We start from the raw sequence: 14,901 nt of genomic DNA on the forward strand, positions 1-14,901 counted from the left end.
CGGCGCCGCCGACACCCATCGACGGTCGCCCGTCCCCGAGTGAGCCGGCGCGGGCGGCGGCCGGCCTCGGCGGGCGGACCGGCGCCGGGCTACCGTTGCCGTCGTGCCAGAGGGACACACCATCCACCGCCTGGCGGCCCGGCACGCCGAACTCTTCGCCGGCGACAAGGTGCACGCCGCCAGCCTGCAGGGCCGCTTCGCCGAGGGTGCGGCCCGGCTCACCGGCACCGTCCTGGACGGCACCGAGGCGTACGGCAAGCACCTGCTGCACCACTACGCCGGCGAGCTGACCCTGCACGTCCACCTCGGGCTGTACGGCAAGTTCGCCGACGCTGCCGGCGAGCCGCCGCCGCCCGTGGGTCAGGTGCGGCTGCGGCTGACCAGCGACCGGCACTGGCTGGACCTGCGCGGCCCGACCGCCTGCGAGCTGCTCACCCCGCCCGAGGTGGCGGCGCTACGGGACCGCCTCGGCCCGGACCCGCTGCGCGCCGACGCCGATCCGGACCGGGCGTACGCCCGGATCTCCCGCAGCCCGACGCCGCTCGCGGCGCTGCTGCTCGACCAGTCGGTGGTGGCCGGCACCGGGTTGATCTTCGTGACCGAGGCGCTGTTCCGGGCCGGCCTGCCGCCCACCCTGCCCGGCCGCAAACTGACCCCGGCCGGCTGGCGGGAACTCTGGGCCGACCTGGTCGCGCTGATGACCGTCGCGGTCGAGCGGGGCCGGATCGACACCGTGCGCGACGCCCACCTGCCGGAGGCGATGGGCCGCGCCGCCCGCGTCGACCGGCACGGCGGCGAGGTGTACGTCTACCGCCGCCCCGGCGCGCCCTGCCATGTCTGCGGCACCGGGGTCAGCCGGGGCGAGCTGGCCGGCCGCAACCTCTACTGGTGCGCCACCTGCCAGGCCCGCTGACGGCTACTGTCACTCCCCGCCCAGCAGCCAGCGGACCACCTCGACCTGGCGGGGGAAGACCTCGCCCTCGCCGACGCTCCAGGCCAGGGTGTGCACGATCGCCCAGCCGCGGACCCGCTCCCGGTCGAGCCCCAGCTCGGCGCTGAGCCGGTCCAGCCGGTGGCGCACCGCTGCGGGGGAGTGGCCCAGTTCGGCGCCGCGCACCATCGGCATCGGCGCGAACTCGCGCTCGCCGACCAACGGCTTCGGGTCGATCACCAGCCACGGCTCCCGACTGGCCCGCAGCACGTTGCCGGCGTGCAGGTCCTGATTGACCAGCACCTGCTCGCCCTGGCTCGGCACCAGGTCGGCGAGCAGCCCGAGCGCGGCGTCGAGCAGCCGCCGCTCGTACGGCCGATTGGCCCGCTCCCAGTTGACCGGCATCCGCTCGGCCCAGCCGGCGGCCTCTTCGGCGAGCGGGGTGAACGGCGGGCCGGCCGGCACCTGGAGCCGGGGCAGCAGCTCCACCACCGCGTCGAGCGCCCGGTCGGCCGGGAGCTGGTGCAGCGGGGTGCCGGGCACGCACCGCTCGACCAGCAGCGCCCGGCGCTGCGCGTCGTGGGCCAGCACCCGGATCGCGCCCCGGCCGGCCCAGTGCGCCAGCGCGGTCGCCTCGTGCACGCTGTCGCCGTCCGGGTACTGCAACTTCAGCACCGCCGGGGTGCCGTCCGGCAGCTCCGCCGGCATAGCCAGGGACGCGAAGGCGTACGGGTAGGGCGGCCCGACCCGCAGCTCCCAGCGCTCGACGCAGCCGGCCAGCCGGTCCGGCAGCGTCGCCAGCCACGCCCGGCCGGCCGGCATCCGCTCGGTCCAGCGCAGCCCCTCGGGGATCTCCAGCTCCACGGCCATCCGACCATCCTGGGCGCCACCGGGTCCGCGCGCCCAACCGATTCCGGCTGGGTGCCGGGAGCATGAGGTCGGCGGAGGGCGCGACCGACCACCGACCGTGCCGGTCAGCGGAGCCGGCGGATGTCGCCGTACGCCCGGTAGAAGCCGCCCCGGCCGGACTCGCGGACCTCGGTGACCAGGTAGCGGGCGCCCGGCTCGCGGATGCCCTTCGGGAACTGCACCGACCAGTCGCGCCGGTAGCCGGTGGAGAGCACGTGCACCCGCAGCCGCCCGCCGTCCTCGACGCACTGCACCACCACACCGTCGCGGTCGTCGGTGGTCACCTCGACGGTCGTCCAGGCCGCCGGTTCGGGCATCCGGGCCGGGGCCTTGACGTCCACCACCTCCGGCACGCTGCCCGCCTCGGCCGCCCGGATCGCCGGCTCGCTGGCGTCGACGCAGGCCAGATAGCCGCCGGTGGTCACCACGTAGAGGCGCTCGTCGTGGTACTGCATCGAGTACGCCGAGCCGCAACCGGTGCCGAGCTTCCACAGCCGGGTGCCGTCGGCGTCGAAGCAGTAGATCGAGGACTGGCTGTCCCCGGCGAAGACGTACCGGCCGCCCTCGGCGGTGGCGCAGGAGAAGACCGGTGCGTCGCAGCGGTACGACCGCTCGGCGCGCCCGTCCTTGCGCAGGCGGACCACCTCCCGGGTGCCCGTGCCCGCGAACACCGTCTCCCGCTCCTGCCAGCCGAAGAGCACCGACCCGGTCCGGGTGTGCCACAGCTCTCGCCCGGTCCGCCAGTCGTAGCCGGTCACCCCCTGCGAGTGGCCGTGGTAGAGCGCGCCGGCGTCGCAGCGGACCATCCACGCGGCCCGGCCCCGCCCCGCCCGCCGCCAGAGGAACTCGTCCTCGTGGTCGATCGCGGCGATGCCGCCGTCGGCGTCGGAGACGCCCAGCACCCCGTCGTGGATGTCCAGCCAGTAGATGTCGATCTCGGGGGCGATCGCGTACGCCGCCCGGGGCACCTTGCCCGACAGGTCGTAGACGTTGCCGTCGTCGCAGCCGGCGTAGATCCAGGCGTCGTCGGCCACGATGCACTTCACCCCGTCGGGGAGGCGCACCTGGTTCAGCACCCGGGCGTCGTGGCCGAGCGTGGTGATCACCCCGCGCTCGTTGCCGACCATGCAGCTCTGCCCGTCGATGAAGATGCCGAACGCGGGCGCGCCCGAGTCGTACCGCCAGAGGACCGGGGCGGTGCGGGCGGTGGAGCGGGTGCTGACGATCTGCCGGCGGGAGACCGACCGCTTCTGCCGGACGCCGGGCACCGCCGGGGCGTACCCCTTGCGGATCTTCTCCCCGATCTTCTTCGCGGCGGCGGCGCGGGCCCGGGCGTTGTCCGGGTAGTTGCTGGTCTTGACCTGGCCCCGGTCACCGATCCGGCCGTAGCGCACGGTCAGCGCGGTGTCCGCCACCACGATCTCGTAGAACTTGTGCGCACTACCGTCCACTTCGGACAGTTCGAGGTAGGTCGTCTCCTGCGACATGGGGATGCCTCCGAGGGGATCTGCGCCGGAACCGGCACTGCGACAGCGCGCACACGCTAACCGCGCCCCCCGACAAAGATCGGCCGCCGGCGGGGGAGGCCTAGCTGGTGGCCGCGAGGGCGTCGACGGCCTTGCGGGCGGCGATCAGCACCGGATCCCAGACCGGCGCGTACGGCGGGGCGTAGCCCAGATCCAACGCCGTCATCTCGTCCACCGTCATGCCGTTCCAGAGCGCCACGGCCAGGGTGTCGATCCGCTTCGCCGCCTCGGACCAGCCGACGATCTGCGCCCCGAGCAGCCGGCCGCTGGGCCGCTCCGCGATCAGCTTGACCGTCATCGGCCGGGCACCCGGGTAGTAGCCGGCCCGGTTCGTCGACTCGGCGATCACCGAGACGAACTCGAAGCCGGCCGCGGCGGCGTCCCGCTCCCGCAGGCCGGTCCGTCCCACCTCCAGGTCGCAGACCTTGGTCACGGCCGTGCCGATGACGCCGGGGAAGGTGGCGTACCCGCCGCCGATGTTGATGCCGGCCACCCGGCCCTGCTTGTTGGCGTGGGTGCCGAGCGGCAGGTGCACCGGCATCCCGCTGACCCGGTGCAGGGTCTCGACGCAGTCCCCGGCCGCCCAGACGCCGGGCAGCCCGGGCACCCGCATCCGGCGGTCGGTGCGGATCCCGCCGGTGGGGCCGAGCGGCAGGCCGGCTTCCTCGGCCAGCCGGGTGTTCGGACGTACGCCGAGACCGAGCACCACCACGTCGGCGGGGATCGGCCCCTCGGCGGTGACCACGGCGCTGACCCGCCCGTCCCGCTCCTCCAGCCCGGTCACCGCCAGGCCGGTGCGGATCTGGATGCCGATGCCCCGCATCGCGTCGGCGACCAGCTCGGCCATGTCCCCGTCCACCGTGGACATCGGCTGGTCGGCCCGCTCGACCAGGTTGACGGAGAGGCCGCGCTGGATCAGCGCCTCGGCCATCTCGACACCGATGTAGCCGCCGCCGATCACCACCGCCCGGCGGGGCTTCGGCTCGCCGTCCAGCCAGTCGCGCAGCGCCGCCCCGTCGTCGAGGGTCTGCATCCCGAAGACCCCGCCCCCCCGGATGTGCGCCCATGCCGGCTTGATCGGCATTGCGCCGGCCGCGTACACCAGGGTGTCGAAGCCCTCGCGGACCTCGCCGCCGCCCGCCAGGTCCCGGGCGACCACCTCGCGCCGCTCCAGGTCGATGCCGGTGACCTCGTGCCGGAGCCGGACCTGGATGTCGAACTCGTCCTGGAAGGTGGCCGGGTCGCGGGCGATGAGCTGGTCCCGCTCGGGCACCACCCCGCTGATCCAGTAGGGGATGCCGCAGGCCGAGTAGGAGGTGAAGTGCCCCCGCTCGAAGGCGACGATGGTCAGGTCGTCGCGGTCGCGGCGGCGCCGGGCCTGGGACGCCGCCGCCATTCCGGCGCCGTCCCCGCCCACGACGATCAGTCGTTCCGCCACGGGGTCCATCCTGTCACGGGCAAATCGGGCGCGGGCCGGTCACGGCACGTCCGCCGGTCAGCCACGGGTCTGCCGGGCCACGTCCTCGACCACGTCGATCATGCGGCCGGTGCGGGCGAAGACGGCCCGCTGCCGGGCCGCGCCGGTGCCGTGCCGGCGCAGCCCGCCCAGCAGGTCGGTGACCTGGTCGAGGTCGTCGTGCCGCGCCAGTTCCGGGCGGACCCGGTCGACCAGCTTGTCCAGCAGCTCCCACGCGGGTCGCAGCTCGCCGTCGGTCAGGTCGACGCCCTGGCCCGCCAACCCGTCGTGGGCGGCCCGCCAGTGCGCGGCCACCAGCAGGTGGTGGTCGGTCCGCAGCGGCGGCCGGCCCGCGGCGATGTCGGTCATGGCGGTCGCCACCAGGGCCCGGACCAGCGCGGCGACCAACACCGCGTCGTCCACCGACGGGCAGACGTCACCGATCCGGATCTCCACCGTCGGGTACTTCGCCGACAGCCGGGCGTACCAGTAGAGCATCCCCTCGTCGAGCATCACGCCGCTGGCGATCAACTGCCGGATCAGCCGTTGGTAGTGCGCGTGGGACTCCAGGAAGGGGGTGGGTGCCACCGACGGCCAGTGTTCCCACTCCACCGACCGCCAGCTCGCGTAGCCGGTGTCCTCGCCCTTGGCGAACGGCGAGTTGGTGGTCACCGCGTGCAGGATCGGCAGCCAGGGCCGGACGTGGTTGAGCACCTGCACCCCGGTGTCCGGGTCCGGGATCCCGACGTGCACGTGCATGCCGTTGTTCCCGGGGCCGGGGACCAGCAGCCGGAAGCGTTCGATCATCCGGTCGAAGCGCGGCTTGTCGACCACCGGTGGGACCGGGCCGTCCACCGGACCGGTGCCGATGGCGAGGACCCGTACGCCGGCCCGCTCGGCGGCGTCGGCCAGCGCGGCGCGCAGCACCCCCAGCGAGTGCCGGATGGACGACAGCTCCAGCGCGGGCGGGCTGCCGATCTCGATCTGGCTGGTCTGGAACTCCCGCTCCACCTGCCCGCGCAGCTCGGCCGGCACCTGTTCCATCACTAGATCGACCGCCGGTACGGCGGCGCCGGTGTGCGGGTCGACGAGCAGGAACTCCTCCTCGACGCCGACGGTGAACAGGTCGGTGCCGCCCGGTGCGGCGTGCCGTTCCCGCTCCGCCAGGGACCCGCTCATCACCCTCACCGTCCGTTCCGTGCCGGCCGCGGCGCCGTGCCGCGTCGTCGACGGCCCATTACCCACCGTGTCGGCGGGAGGAAACGCCGGCCCGGCGTGTCGGCCGGGGACCTCCCTCCGCTTGCCGCCTGGTCTTCCTCGGCATCCTCGCCTCGGCGCTGCTGCGCCGTCGGACACCGCGACCTCGGCGACCGAAGCCGATCAGGCGCGGGCGGGGGAGTGCCGCGATCGTCGCCACGCGGCGTGACACGGGGTCCTAGGCTGGCGGCGTGCCGGGATTGCTGATGGCGGTGGCGGGGACCTGGGCGTACGCCCTCGCCCAGTTCGCCGTGCTGGCCGACCGCCCGGTCGAACTGCTCGCCGGCGCGGCGGTCGCCGCCGCGCTGCTGCTGGCCACGCTGCTCGCTCTCCGGTCCCGGGCGCTGCCGGGGGCACCCCGGTCCGGCCAGCTCGCCTCCGCGCTGCGGGCCCGCGCCCGTGGTCGTCGGGTGCCCCGCCAGGCCGACCCGGACGCGGCGGGCCGGCCGCGACCGCGCGCCCCCGGCCCGCACCCCTCGGCCGCGTAGCGCTGTGCCGCCGCGCGGCCGGTTCCGTCGTCAGCCGTCCCGCGGGACGTGTCGTCCCGGGGACCTTCCGGAATCGGACCGAGGGGTTCCATGTTCGCCTTCGCACCACTGCACGCCGCGGCGTCCGCCGCCGCCTCCGTCGTCACCTGGCTCGCCGGCCTGCTCGAGCCGCTGACCGGCGGGGCGGCCACGGCCGCCGCCATCGTCCTGTTCACCATCGGTGTCCGCCTGCTGATCTCGCCGTTGACCCTGGCGCAGGTCCGCGGGGAGCGGCGCCGCGCGGCGCTCACCCCTGAGGTCCGCGACCTCCAGCGCCGGCACGCCGACGACCCGGCCACGTTGCAGCGCGAGCTGTTCGCGCTGTACCGGCGGGCCGGCGCCAACCCGGTCTCCGGCTGCCTCCCGGCGCTGTTGCAGGCACCGTTCTTCCTGGTCATGTACCGCCTCTTCGCCACGGGCGACGGTGGCCCGACGTTGCTCGACGAGCGGCTGGCCGGGGTGCCGCTGGGCTGGCACCTCGGCGACGGGCTCACCGGGCCGGTGGCCGGGGTCTTCGGGGCGCTGCTGGCCGCGCTGCTCGTGCTGGCCTGGTTCACGTCGCAGCGGGCCCGGCGCGCGGCCCGCGAGACCGGCACCGTCGCCGGCACGCCGACCGAGGGTCCGGGCGCGGCGACGCTGGGCCGGCTGCTGCCGTTGCTGCCGTACACCACGGTGCTGGTCGCGTTGGTGGTCCCGCTGGCGGCGGTGCTCTACCTGGTCACCACGACCGGGTGGACCGCGCTGGAGCAGGTGGTGTTGCGCCGGTCGCGCCCGGCAGACATCGACGGACGTTGACAAGTGCCCGTCGGGCGCGTAGAAAACGCTCTCAGAGAGCGCTCTCTGACACCCGTCCCCGCAGAGAGGCACCCCGATGAGTCCTGTCCCGGCGGCGTCCGCCGCCCCGTCCACCCGGCGCCGATCGCGCCGTCGGCTCGCGCTGGCCGCGACCGCGCTCGCCGCCACCACCGCGCTCGCCGCCGTCTCGATGACCGCCCACGCCGCTGTCCCACCGCCCGCGAGCGGCTGGAGTCTGGTGTGGAGCGACGACTTCGCGGGCGCGGCCGGCACCCTGCCCTCCTCCGCCAATTGGATCATCGACACCGGCACCAGCTACCCGGGCGGTCCGGCGAACTGGGGCACCGGCGAGATCCAGACCTACACCGCCAGCACCGCCAACCTCAGCCACGACGGGGCCGGCAACCTGCGGATCACCCCGCTGCGGGACGCCACCGGCCGCTGGACCTCGGCCCGGATCGAGACGGTCCGCACCGACTTCACGCCGCCGGCCGGTGGAGTGCTCGCCCTGGAGGGGCGGATCCAGATGCCGAACGTCACCGGCGCCGAGGCCGCCGGCTACTGGCCGGCGTTCTGGGCCCTCGGCTCGCCCTACCGGGGCAACTACCAGAACTGGCCGGGCATCGGCGAGTTCGACGTGATGGAGAACGTCAACGGGCTAAACCAGGTCTGGGGTGCGCTGCACTGCGGGTACGCGCCGGGCGGCCCGTGCAACGAGTTCAACGGGCTGGGCAACACCCGGGCCTGCCCGGGCAGCAGCTGCCAGTCCGCGTTCCACACCTACCGCTTCGAGTGGGACGCCTCGGTCAGCCCGCAGCAGCTCCGCTGGTACGTCGACGGCCAGCTCTTCCACACGGTCAGCCAGAGCCAGGTCGGCGACCCGTACTGGGGGCAGATGACCAACCATGCCGGCTACTTCCTGCTGCTCAACGTCGCCGTCGGCGGGTCCTTCCCGAACGGCGTCGCCGGCTACGGCACGCCCACCGCGTCGACGGTCTCGGGCCGACCGATGTTGGTCGACTACGTGGCGGTCTACCGCCGGGGCGGCACCGGTCCGTCGCCGACCCCGACCACCCCGCCGCCCGGCGGGACGGTGGACGCGTACGGGACCATCCAGGCCGAGGCGTTCGCCGGGCAGAACGGGGTGATCGTCGAGGCGTGCGCCGAGGGTGGGCAGAACATCGGCTACCTGCGCAACGGCGACTGGGCCCGGTACGACAACGTCGACTTCGGCGCCACCGGGCCGCGTGACTTCGTGGCCCGGGTCGCCTCCGGCGCGTCGGCCGGGGTGAGCGGGCTGGTCGAGGTGCGGCTGGACAGCCCGACCAGCGCGCCGATCGGCAGCTTCGCGATCGCCAACACCGGCGGCTGGCAGAGCTGGCGCTCGGTGCCCGCCAACGTCGCCGCGGTGACCGGCCGGCACACGGTCTACCTCACCTTCACCAGCGGCCAGCCGGCCGACTTCGTCAACGTCAACTGGTTCACCTTCCGTCGCTGAGTCGGGCCGCGCGGGTCAGCTCCGGGTCCAGCACCGGCCAGCGCCCGCTGAACCGGTAGCCGTCCCGGCCCCGCGCGGTCCGGTGCGGGCCCCTCCTGTCGCGGTCGGGGACAGGAGGGGCCCTTTTCCCTGTCCGCGCCCTCTGGACAGAAACAGTTAACAGTCTTAATAATGAGCGCTGACGTTGACGTGTATGGATGCCCGCGTTGGCCGCCGCGACCCGGCGGGCCGGACCCGCACCCGTCGGCCCACCCCGCCGGCCGACCCGCCAGGCGTCACCGGCCCGTCAGGGCCGGCCACCCCCCACCACATCAGGTCCCTGGAGGACACCGTGAAAGTCCGCCCCACCCGGGTGGCGACGTTCGCCGCCGCGCTCGTCGCCGCCCTGGTCGCGGCCACCGTCGTGGCCGCGCCCCCCGCCTCCGCCGCCACCGCCGCCTTCGTCCGCACCTCCAGCTGGGGCAGCGGGTACGAGGCCAAGTTCACCGTCACCAACAACAGCTCGGCGAGCATCTCCTCGTGGAACGTGCAGTTCGACCTGCCCGCCGGCAGCAGTGTGGGCTCGTTCTGGGACGCCCTGCTCACCACCTCCGGCCAGCACGTCACCGCGGTCAACCAGTCCTGGAACGGCACCCTGGCCGCGGGCGCCAGCACCACGTTCGGGTTCATCGTCAGCGGCACCGGCGACCCGACCAACTGCACCGTGAACGGCGGCTCCTGCACCGGCGGCGGCGGCAACCCGTCCGCGCCGGCCACGCCGGGCGGGTTGCGGGTCACCGGCACCACCAACACCTCGGTCTCGCTGGCCTGGAACGCCGTCTCCGGCACGGTCACCGGCTACCGGGTGTACGAGGGCAGCACCGTGAAGGCCACCGTCACCGGCACCTCGGCCACCGTCTCCGGGCTGGCCGCCTGCACCGCGCACAACTACACGGTGGCCGCGTACAACTCCGCAGGCGAGTCGGCGAAGTCGGCGGCGGTGTCGGCCAGCACCACCGGTTGCACCGGTGGCGGGAGTGGCCCGATGGCCGCCGCGCCCTACCTCTACCCGGGCTGGGGCGACCCGCCCGCGCCGTCGACCGTGATGGGCGCGACCGGGATCAAGTGGTTCACCATCGCCTTCGTCCTCTCCGGCGGCGGCTGCACGCCGGCCTGGGACGGCAGCGGCCCGCTCACCGGCGGCACGCACGCCAGCACCATCGCCGCGATCCGGGCGGCCGGCGGCGACGTCATCCCGTCGTTCGGCGGGTGGAGCGGCAACAAGCTCGGCCCGAACTGCTCCTCGGCCAGCGCCCTCGCCGGTGCGTACCAGCAGGTGATCAACGCGTACGGGCTGAAGGCCATCGACATCGACATCGAGAACAGCGACGAGTTCGAGAACGAGGTGGTGCAGGACCGGATCCTGGGCGCGCTGAAGATCGTCAAGCAGAACAACCCGGGCATCAAGACGATCGTCACCTTCGGCACCTCGACCACCGGGCCGGCGTACTACGGCACCCGGCTGATCAACCAGGCCGCCGCGCTCGGCGCGAACATCGACACCTTCACGATCATGCCGTTCGACTTCGGCGGCGGCGCGAACATGTACCAGAACACGGTGAACGCGGCCGAAGGGCTGAAGAACGCGCTGAAGACCGCGTTCGGCTGGTCCGACGCCACCGCGTACGCGCACATGGGCATCTCCGGCATGAACGGCCTCTCCGACCAGCAGGAGCTCACCTCCCCGGCCACCTGGACGCAGATCCGGGACTGGGCGAAGGCCCGGGCGCTGTCCCGCTTCACCTTCTGGTCGGTCAACCGGGACCGCCCCTGCGCAGGCGGGGGAGTGGTGTCCAACTGCTCCGGCATCGCCCAGAACACCTGGGAGTTCACCTCGATCACCGCGCAGTACTGAGCCGGAGAGCTGAGGAGCGTGTCGTCGCGGTCAGCGGCCGGCGGTCATCGACTGCCGGCCGCGCCGCGCGCGCCGCTTCCGGATCTTCTTGGCCACCCAGCTGACGATCATGAAGGCGAACACCGCGAAGATCGCGTAGTTGAACCAGTGGCTGTACCGGCCCACCTCCTGCCACCGGGAGCCCAGCGCATAGCCGAGCCCGACGATCACCGCGTTCCACACCCCGCTGCCAATCGTGGTGAGCAGGACGAACTCGCCCAACGGCATCCGGTTCGCCCCGGCCGGGACCGACACCAGGCTGCGTACCACCGGCACCACCCGGCCGATCAGCACCGCCCACCGGCCGTGCCGCTCGAACCAGCGGTCGGCCCGTTCCAGATCGTCCCGGTCGACCAGCGGGATGTGGTCCAGCCAGCGCTTCAACCGCTCCTCGCCGAGCGCCGCGCCGAGCCAGTAGAGCACCAGCGCCCCGAGCAACGAACCCGCGGTGGCGGCGAGCACGATCAGCACCACGTTGAACCGGCCCTCGGCGGAGAGGTAGCCCGCCATCGCCAGCACGATCTCGCTCGGGATCGGCGGGATGATGCTCTCCAGCGCCACCAGGACGGCCACCCCGAGCGCGCCCAGCGAGTCGATGACGCTCGCCACCCACCCGGTCAGCCCGCTGAATTGGTTCGGGTCGACGTTCTGGGCGAGAGCCATGGGCGTCCTTCCGGGCCGGGGATCGGACACTGGTACCCCGCCCGTGTCCGGTCACACCTGCCGGTGACCCGGCCCACTGATCAGCCGGTCAGTCCTCCGGGTGCAGCGCGGCGTCGGCCGGCCCGCTCCGCCAGCCGGTGAACCGGACGGTCAGCCCGTCGCGGGTCGGCGAGCAGCAGAACGGTCCGGCCGAGGCCACCGCCTCCGGAGGGAGCGGGGCGAGCCGGACCAGCCGCCACGGCTCCTCGTCGACCCGCGCCCGGACGGTCAGCGCGTCACCGGACCGGCTGACCCGCACGGTCACCTCCCGCCCGAACCACTCCGGCACCGGGGCCAGCGACCAGTCCGACAGTTCCCGGGTCACCACCGCGCCGAGCTGTGGCAGCCCGTCGCTCAGTTCCAACCCGGTCTTGACCCAGTTCCGCTCGTCCACGTGGACCAGCACGCCGGCCTGGTCGAACTGGCTGGTGTAGTCGAGCAGGAAGCTCACCTCGACCGCGCTCCCGCCGGGCAGCGGGGCGAGCAGCGCCGGGCCGTTGTCGCGCACGAAGCCGTAACTGGTGTGCCGCCACATGTCGGTCTCCGGACCCGGCTCCACCAGCAGGTGCCCCTCGGCGGTCCGGTCCACGCGTACCGGCGGGTGCAGCCACCGGCCAGCGTCCCAGTCCATCTCGTGCGGGGCCACCTCATGATCATCCATGTCCGCACCGTACCCCGGCCGGGACCGGCGCCGACATCGTCGAACATCGCGGGTTTGCCGGGCGCGTCGGTCGGAGACATAAGCCGGACATGGGTGACAGGTGGTACCAGGAGGCGGTCGTCTACTGCCTCGACATCGACACGTACGCGGACTCCGACGGCGACGGGGTGGGTGACATCCGCGGCCTCCTCGGCCGGCTCGACTACCTCGCCCGGCTCGGCGTGACCTGCCTGTGGCTGCATCCGATCCATCCGTCGCCGAACAAGGACGACGGGTACGACGCCACCGACTTCTACAACGTGAACCCGCGCCTGGGCACGCTCGGCGACTTCGCGGAGCTGCTGCACCAGGCGCGGAACCGGGGCATCCGGGTGATCATCGACCTGGTGGTCAACCACACCTCGGACGAACACCCGTGGTTCCAGTCCGCGCGGTCCTCACCGGACTCGCCGTACCGGGACTGGTACGTCTGGGCGGACGAGGAGCCGCCGGACCGCTACCAGGGCATGGTCTTCCCGGGCGAGCAGACCGAGACGTGGAGCTACGACCGGATCGCCAAGGCGTGGTACTACCACCGGTTCTACAAGTTCCAGCCCGACCTCAACATGGCGAACCCGAAGGTCCGCGAAGAGGTCAAGAAGATCATGTCGTTCTGGCTCCAGCTCGGCGTCTCCGGTTTCCGGATGGACGCGGTGCCGTTCATCATCGAGCTGACCGAGGCCGGCAACCCGGACTCCCCGAAGGACATGGACTTCCTCACCGAGCTGCGCCAGCACGTCCAGTGGCGCCGGGGCGACGCGATCCTGCTCGCCGAGGCGAACGTCGAGCCGGACCAGCTGCCGGTCTACTTCGGCGACAGCGGCGGCTCGGCCAACCGGCTGCACATGCTCTTCGATTTCATGCTGAACGGGCGGCTGATGCTCGCCCTGGCCCGGCAGGACCCGGAGCCGGTGATCGAGGCGCTGCGGGACACTCCGAAGTTGCCACAGGGTGGGCAGTGGGCGACGTTCCTGCGCAACCACGACGAGATCGACCTGTCCCGGCTGACCGCCGAGCAGCGCAACCAGGTGTACGAGCAGTTCGGCCCCGACGAGGACATGCGCCTCTACGGCCGGGGTATCCGCCGCCGGCTCGCCTCGATGCTCGGCAACGACCGGCGGCGCATCGAGCTGGCGTACGCCCTGCAGTTCTCGCTGCGCGGTACGCCGGTGCTCCGCTACGGCGAGGAGATCGGCATGGGCGAGGACCTGTCGCTGCCCGGGCGGGAGGCGATCCGGACCCCGATGCAGTGGTCGTACAAGGAGAATGCCGGCTTCTCCACCGCGGAGCCGGAGAAGCTGGTCCGCCCGGTGATCGACAAGGGTGAGTTCAGCTACGAGAAGGTCAACGTGACCGCCCAGCGGCGGGATCCCCGCTCGCTGCTGGCCTGGTTCGAGCGGATGATCCGTACGCTGCGGGAAGCCCCGGAGATCGGCTCGGGCACGACCACCCACATCGACGTGCCGATGCCGCCCGGGGTGCTGGCGCACCGCGCCGACGGTCCGACCGGGACGATGGTCTTCCTGCACAACCTGGGCACCGAGGACGCCGAGGTGGACCTGAGCAGCCTCCAGCCCGAGGCGGACCTGCCGATCGACGTGCTCGCCGACCGAGGGTACGGCGACGTGGGCAAGCTGGAGCGGCTGAAGGTCTCCGGCTACGGGTACCGCTGGATCCGGCTCTGCCGGGGCCAGCCCGTCTGACCACGGGCCGGCGCCGCGTGCCGAGCGGCGCGGTGCCCGGTCCCGCGTCACGGCCGGCCGCAGCCGCTTCTTACGCCCGGCGGTGGGCGGGGTTAAGCTCCTTCGATCAAGCCCAAGTTACCGGGAGGTAATCATGTCGGAGGAGCCCCGCGTCGCCATCGTCACCGGAGCCGCGCGCGGTATCGGCGCGGCCACCGCCCGCCGGCTGGCCGCCGACGGCATGGCCGTCGCCGTGGTCGACATCGAGGAGTCGGCGACGAAGGAGACGGTCGACGCGATCGCCGCGGCGGGTGGCCGGGCGCTCGGCGTGGGTGCGGACGTCGCCGATCGGGCCCAGGTGGAGGCGGCCGTCGAGCGGGTCGCCGCCGAGCTGGGCGCGCCGACCGTGCTGGTCAACAACGCCGGCGTGCTCCGCGACAACCTGCTGTTCAAGATGACCGACGCCGACTGGGACACGGTGCTGGGCGTGCACCTGCGCGGCGCGTTCCTGTTCAGCCAGGCCGCCCAGAAGCACATGGTCGAGCGGAAGTGGGGCCGGATCGTCAACCTCTCCAGCACCTCGGCGCTGGGCAACCGGGGGCAGGCGAACTACTCGACGGCCAAGGCCGGCCTCCAGGGCTTCACCAAGACCCTCGCCATCGAGCTGGGCCCGTTCGGGGTGACCGTGAACGCGGTCGCGCCCGGCTTCATCGTCACCGACATGACCGCCGCCACCGCCGCCCGGATGAAGGTCGACTTCGAGGCGTTGCAGCAGCACGCCGCCGCCGAGATCCCGGTCCGCCGCCCGGGCCGGCCGGAGGACGTGGCGCACACCATCTCGTTCCTGGCCAGCGAGGGCGCGTCCTTCGTCTCGGGCCAGATCATCTACGTGGCCGGCGGCCCCAAGGCCTGACCCCGACCGCGCCCCGCGCCCCCCGCCCGCGTGAAGATTGGCCACTCTTTCCCGGAAAGAGTGGCCAATCCG

At 73.1% G+C, this 14,901-nt stretch carries 13 protein-coding genes; 7 read left to right on the plus strand and 6 right to left on the minus strand.

Translation table 11 applies throughout. From position 1 onward, the window contains the following. The first annotated feature begins 103 nt into the window (after nt 1–103). Nucleotides 104–913 carry an Fpg/Nei family DNA glycosylase gene (locus tag I8N68_RS02055; protein ID WP_200206790.1) on the plus strand — a complete coding sequence of 270 codons (810 nt, stop codon included), beginning with the start codon at nt 104–106 and terminating at the stop codon, nt 911–913. Between the two features lie 9 nt (nt 914–922). Here I8N68_RS02055 and I8N68_RS02060 read toward each other — a convergent pair whose 3' ends face one another. The 4 genes from I8N68_RS02060 to I8N68_RS02075 all read right to left on the minus strand — a co-directional run bounded on the left by I8N68_RS02060 (nt 923) and on the right by I8N68_RS02075 (nt 6,001). Continuing rightward, on the minus strand, nt 923–1,795 hold the full coding sequence (locus tag I8N68_RS02060) for an aminoglycoside phosphotransferase family protein (protein ID WP_200206976.1): 873 nt from the start codon (nt 1,793–1,795) through the stop codon (nt 923–925). 110 nt (nt 1,796–1,905) lie between these two features. Beyond that, nucleotides 1,906–3,327 (minus strand): WGR domain-containing protein, encoded by a 1,422-nt coding sequence (locus tag I8N68_RS02065; RefSeq protein ID WP_200206791.1) that lies wholly within the window; start codon nt 3,325–3,327, stop codon nt 1,906–1,908. Nucleotides 3,328–3,427: 100 nt separating this feature from the next. Next, complete coding sequence (locus tag I8N68_RS02070) at nt 3,428–4,804, minus strand: FAD-dependent oxidoreductase (protein ID WP_200206792.1); 1,377 nt, start codon at nt 4,802–4,804, stop codon at nt 3,428–3,430. Nucleotides 4,805–4,861: 57 nt separating this feature from the next. Continuing rightward, complete coding sequence (locus tag I8N68_RS02075; RefSeq protein ID WP_234038337.1) at nt 4,862–6,001, minus strand: carboxylate-amine ligase; 1,140 nt, start codon at nt 5,999–6,001, stop codon at nt 4,862–4,864. Between the two features lie 269 nt (nt 6,002–6,270). Between I8N68_RS02075 and I8N68_RS02080 the strand changes: the two genes are divergently transcribed. From I8N68_RS02080 to I8N68_RS02095, 4 genes are all read left to right on the plus strand, one after another. Further along, nucleotides 6,271–6,567, plus strand: coding sequence for a DUF6412 domain-containing protein (locus tag I8N68_RS02080; RefSeq protein WP_307812496.1), 297 nt, complete (start codon nt 6,271–6,273; stop codon nt 6,565–6,567). Nucleotides 6,568–6,657: 90 nt separating this feature from the next. Then, the gene (locus tag I8N68_RS02085; RefSeq protein WP_200206796.1) at nt 6,658–7,401 is read left to right on the plus strand and encodes a YidC/Oxa1 family membrane protein insertase; all 744 of its coding nucleotides are present in this window, start codon (nt 6,658–6,660) and stop codon (nt 7,399–7,401) included. A 76-nt stretch (nt 7,402–7,477) separates the two neighbouring features. Next, the gene (locus I8N68_RS02090; protein WP_200206797.1) at nt 7,478–8,899 is read left to right on the plus strand and encodes a carbohydrate-binding protein; all 1,422 of its coding nucleotides are present in this window, start codon (nt 7,478–7,480) and stop codon (nt 8,897–8,899) included. Between the two features lie 331 nt (nt 8,900–9,230). Then, nucleotides 9,231–10,793: a cellulose binding domain-containing protein gene (locus I8N68_RS02095; protein ID WP_200206800.1), complete on the plus strand. Its 1,563-nt coding sequence runs from the start codon at nt 9,231–9,233 to the stop codon at nt 10,791–10,793. 30 nt (nt 10,794–10,823) lie between these two features. On the opposite strand, the gene I8N68_RS02100 is transcribed toward I8N68_RS02095, so the two are convergent. Together I8N68_RS02100 and I8N68_RS02105 are read right to left on the minus strand one after the other, a co-directional pair. Beyond that, complete coding sequence (locus tag I8N68_RS02100) at nt 10,824–11,495, minus strand: DedA family protein (RefSeq protein ID WP_200206801.1); 672 nt, start codon at nt 11,493–11,495, stop codon at nt 10,824–10,826. 88 nt (nt 11,496–11,583) lie between these two features. Further along, nucleotides 11,584–12,195, minus strand: a complete 612-nt coding sequence (locus tag I8N68_RS02105; protein ID WP_200206802.1) for a DUF1349 domain-containing protein — start codon at nt 12,193–12,195, stop codon at nt 11,584–11,586. A gap of 89 nt (nt 12,196–12,284) precedes the next feature. Here I8N68_RS02105 and I8N68_RS02110 point away from each other — a divergent pair, with 89 nt between their 5' ends. Together I8N68_RS02110 and fabG are read left to right on the plus strand one after the other, a co-directional pair. After that, a complete protein-coding gene (locus tag I8N68_RS02110) occupies nt 12,285–13,937 on the plus strand; it encodes an alpha-amylase family protein (protein WP_200206803.1) in 1,653 nt (550 codons plus the stop codon). A gap of 133 nt (nt 13,938–14,070) precedes the next feature. Then, nucleotides 14,071–14,829, plus strand: coding sequence for a 3-oxoacyl-ACP reductase FabG (fabG, locus tag I8N68_RS02115; RefSeq protein WP_200206804.1), 759 nt, complete (start codon nt 14,071–14,073; stop codon nt 14,827–14,829). Nucleotides 14,830–14,901: the final 72 nt, after the last annotated feature.

The sequence above is a fragment of the Micromonospora coerulea genome (assembly GCF_016598485.1).
Taxonomy (GTDB): domain Bacteria; phylum Actinomycetota; class Actinomycetes; order Mycobacteriales; family Micromonosporaceae; genus Micromonospora; species Micromonospora coerulea.

Bases quoted from the DNA above. Each gene is read 5' to 3' on its own strand.
- I8N68_RS02065 (WP_200206791.1), bottom strand. From the start codon at position 3,327: ATGTCGCAGGAGACGACCTACCTCGAACTGTCCGAAGTGGACGGTAGT.
- I8N68_RS02075 (WP_234038337.1), bottom strand. From the start codon at position 6,001: ATGAGCGGGTCCCTGGCGGAGCGGGAACGGCACGCCGCACCGGGCGGC.
- I8N68_RS02085 (WP_200206796.1), top strand. From the start codon at position 6,658: ATGTTCGCCTTCGCACCACTGCACGCCGCGGCGTCCGCCGCCGCCTCC.
- I8N68_RS02090 (WP_200206797.1), top strand. From the start codon at position 7,478: ATGAGTCCTGTCCCGGCGGCGTCCGCCGCCCCGTCCACCCGGCGCCGA.
- I8N68_RS02100 (WP_200206801.1), bottom strand. From the start codon at position 11,495: ATGGCTCTCGCCCAGAACGTCGACCCGAACCAATTCAGCGGGCTGACC.
- I8N68_RS02105 (WP_200206802.1), bottom strand. From the start codon at position 12,195: ATGGATGATCATGAGGTGGCCCCGCACGAGATGGACTGGGACGCTGGC.
- I8N68_RS02110 (WP_200206803.1), top strand. From the start codon at position 12,285: ATGGGTGACAGGTGGTACCAGGAGGCGGTCGTCTACTGCCTCGACATC.
- fabG (WP_200206804.1), top strand. From the start codon at position 14,071: ATGTCGGAGGAGCCCCGCGTCGCCATCGTCACCGGAGCCGCGCGCGGT.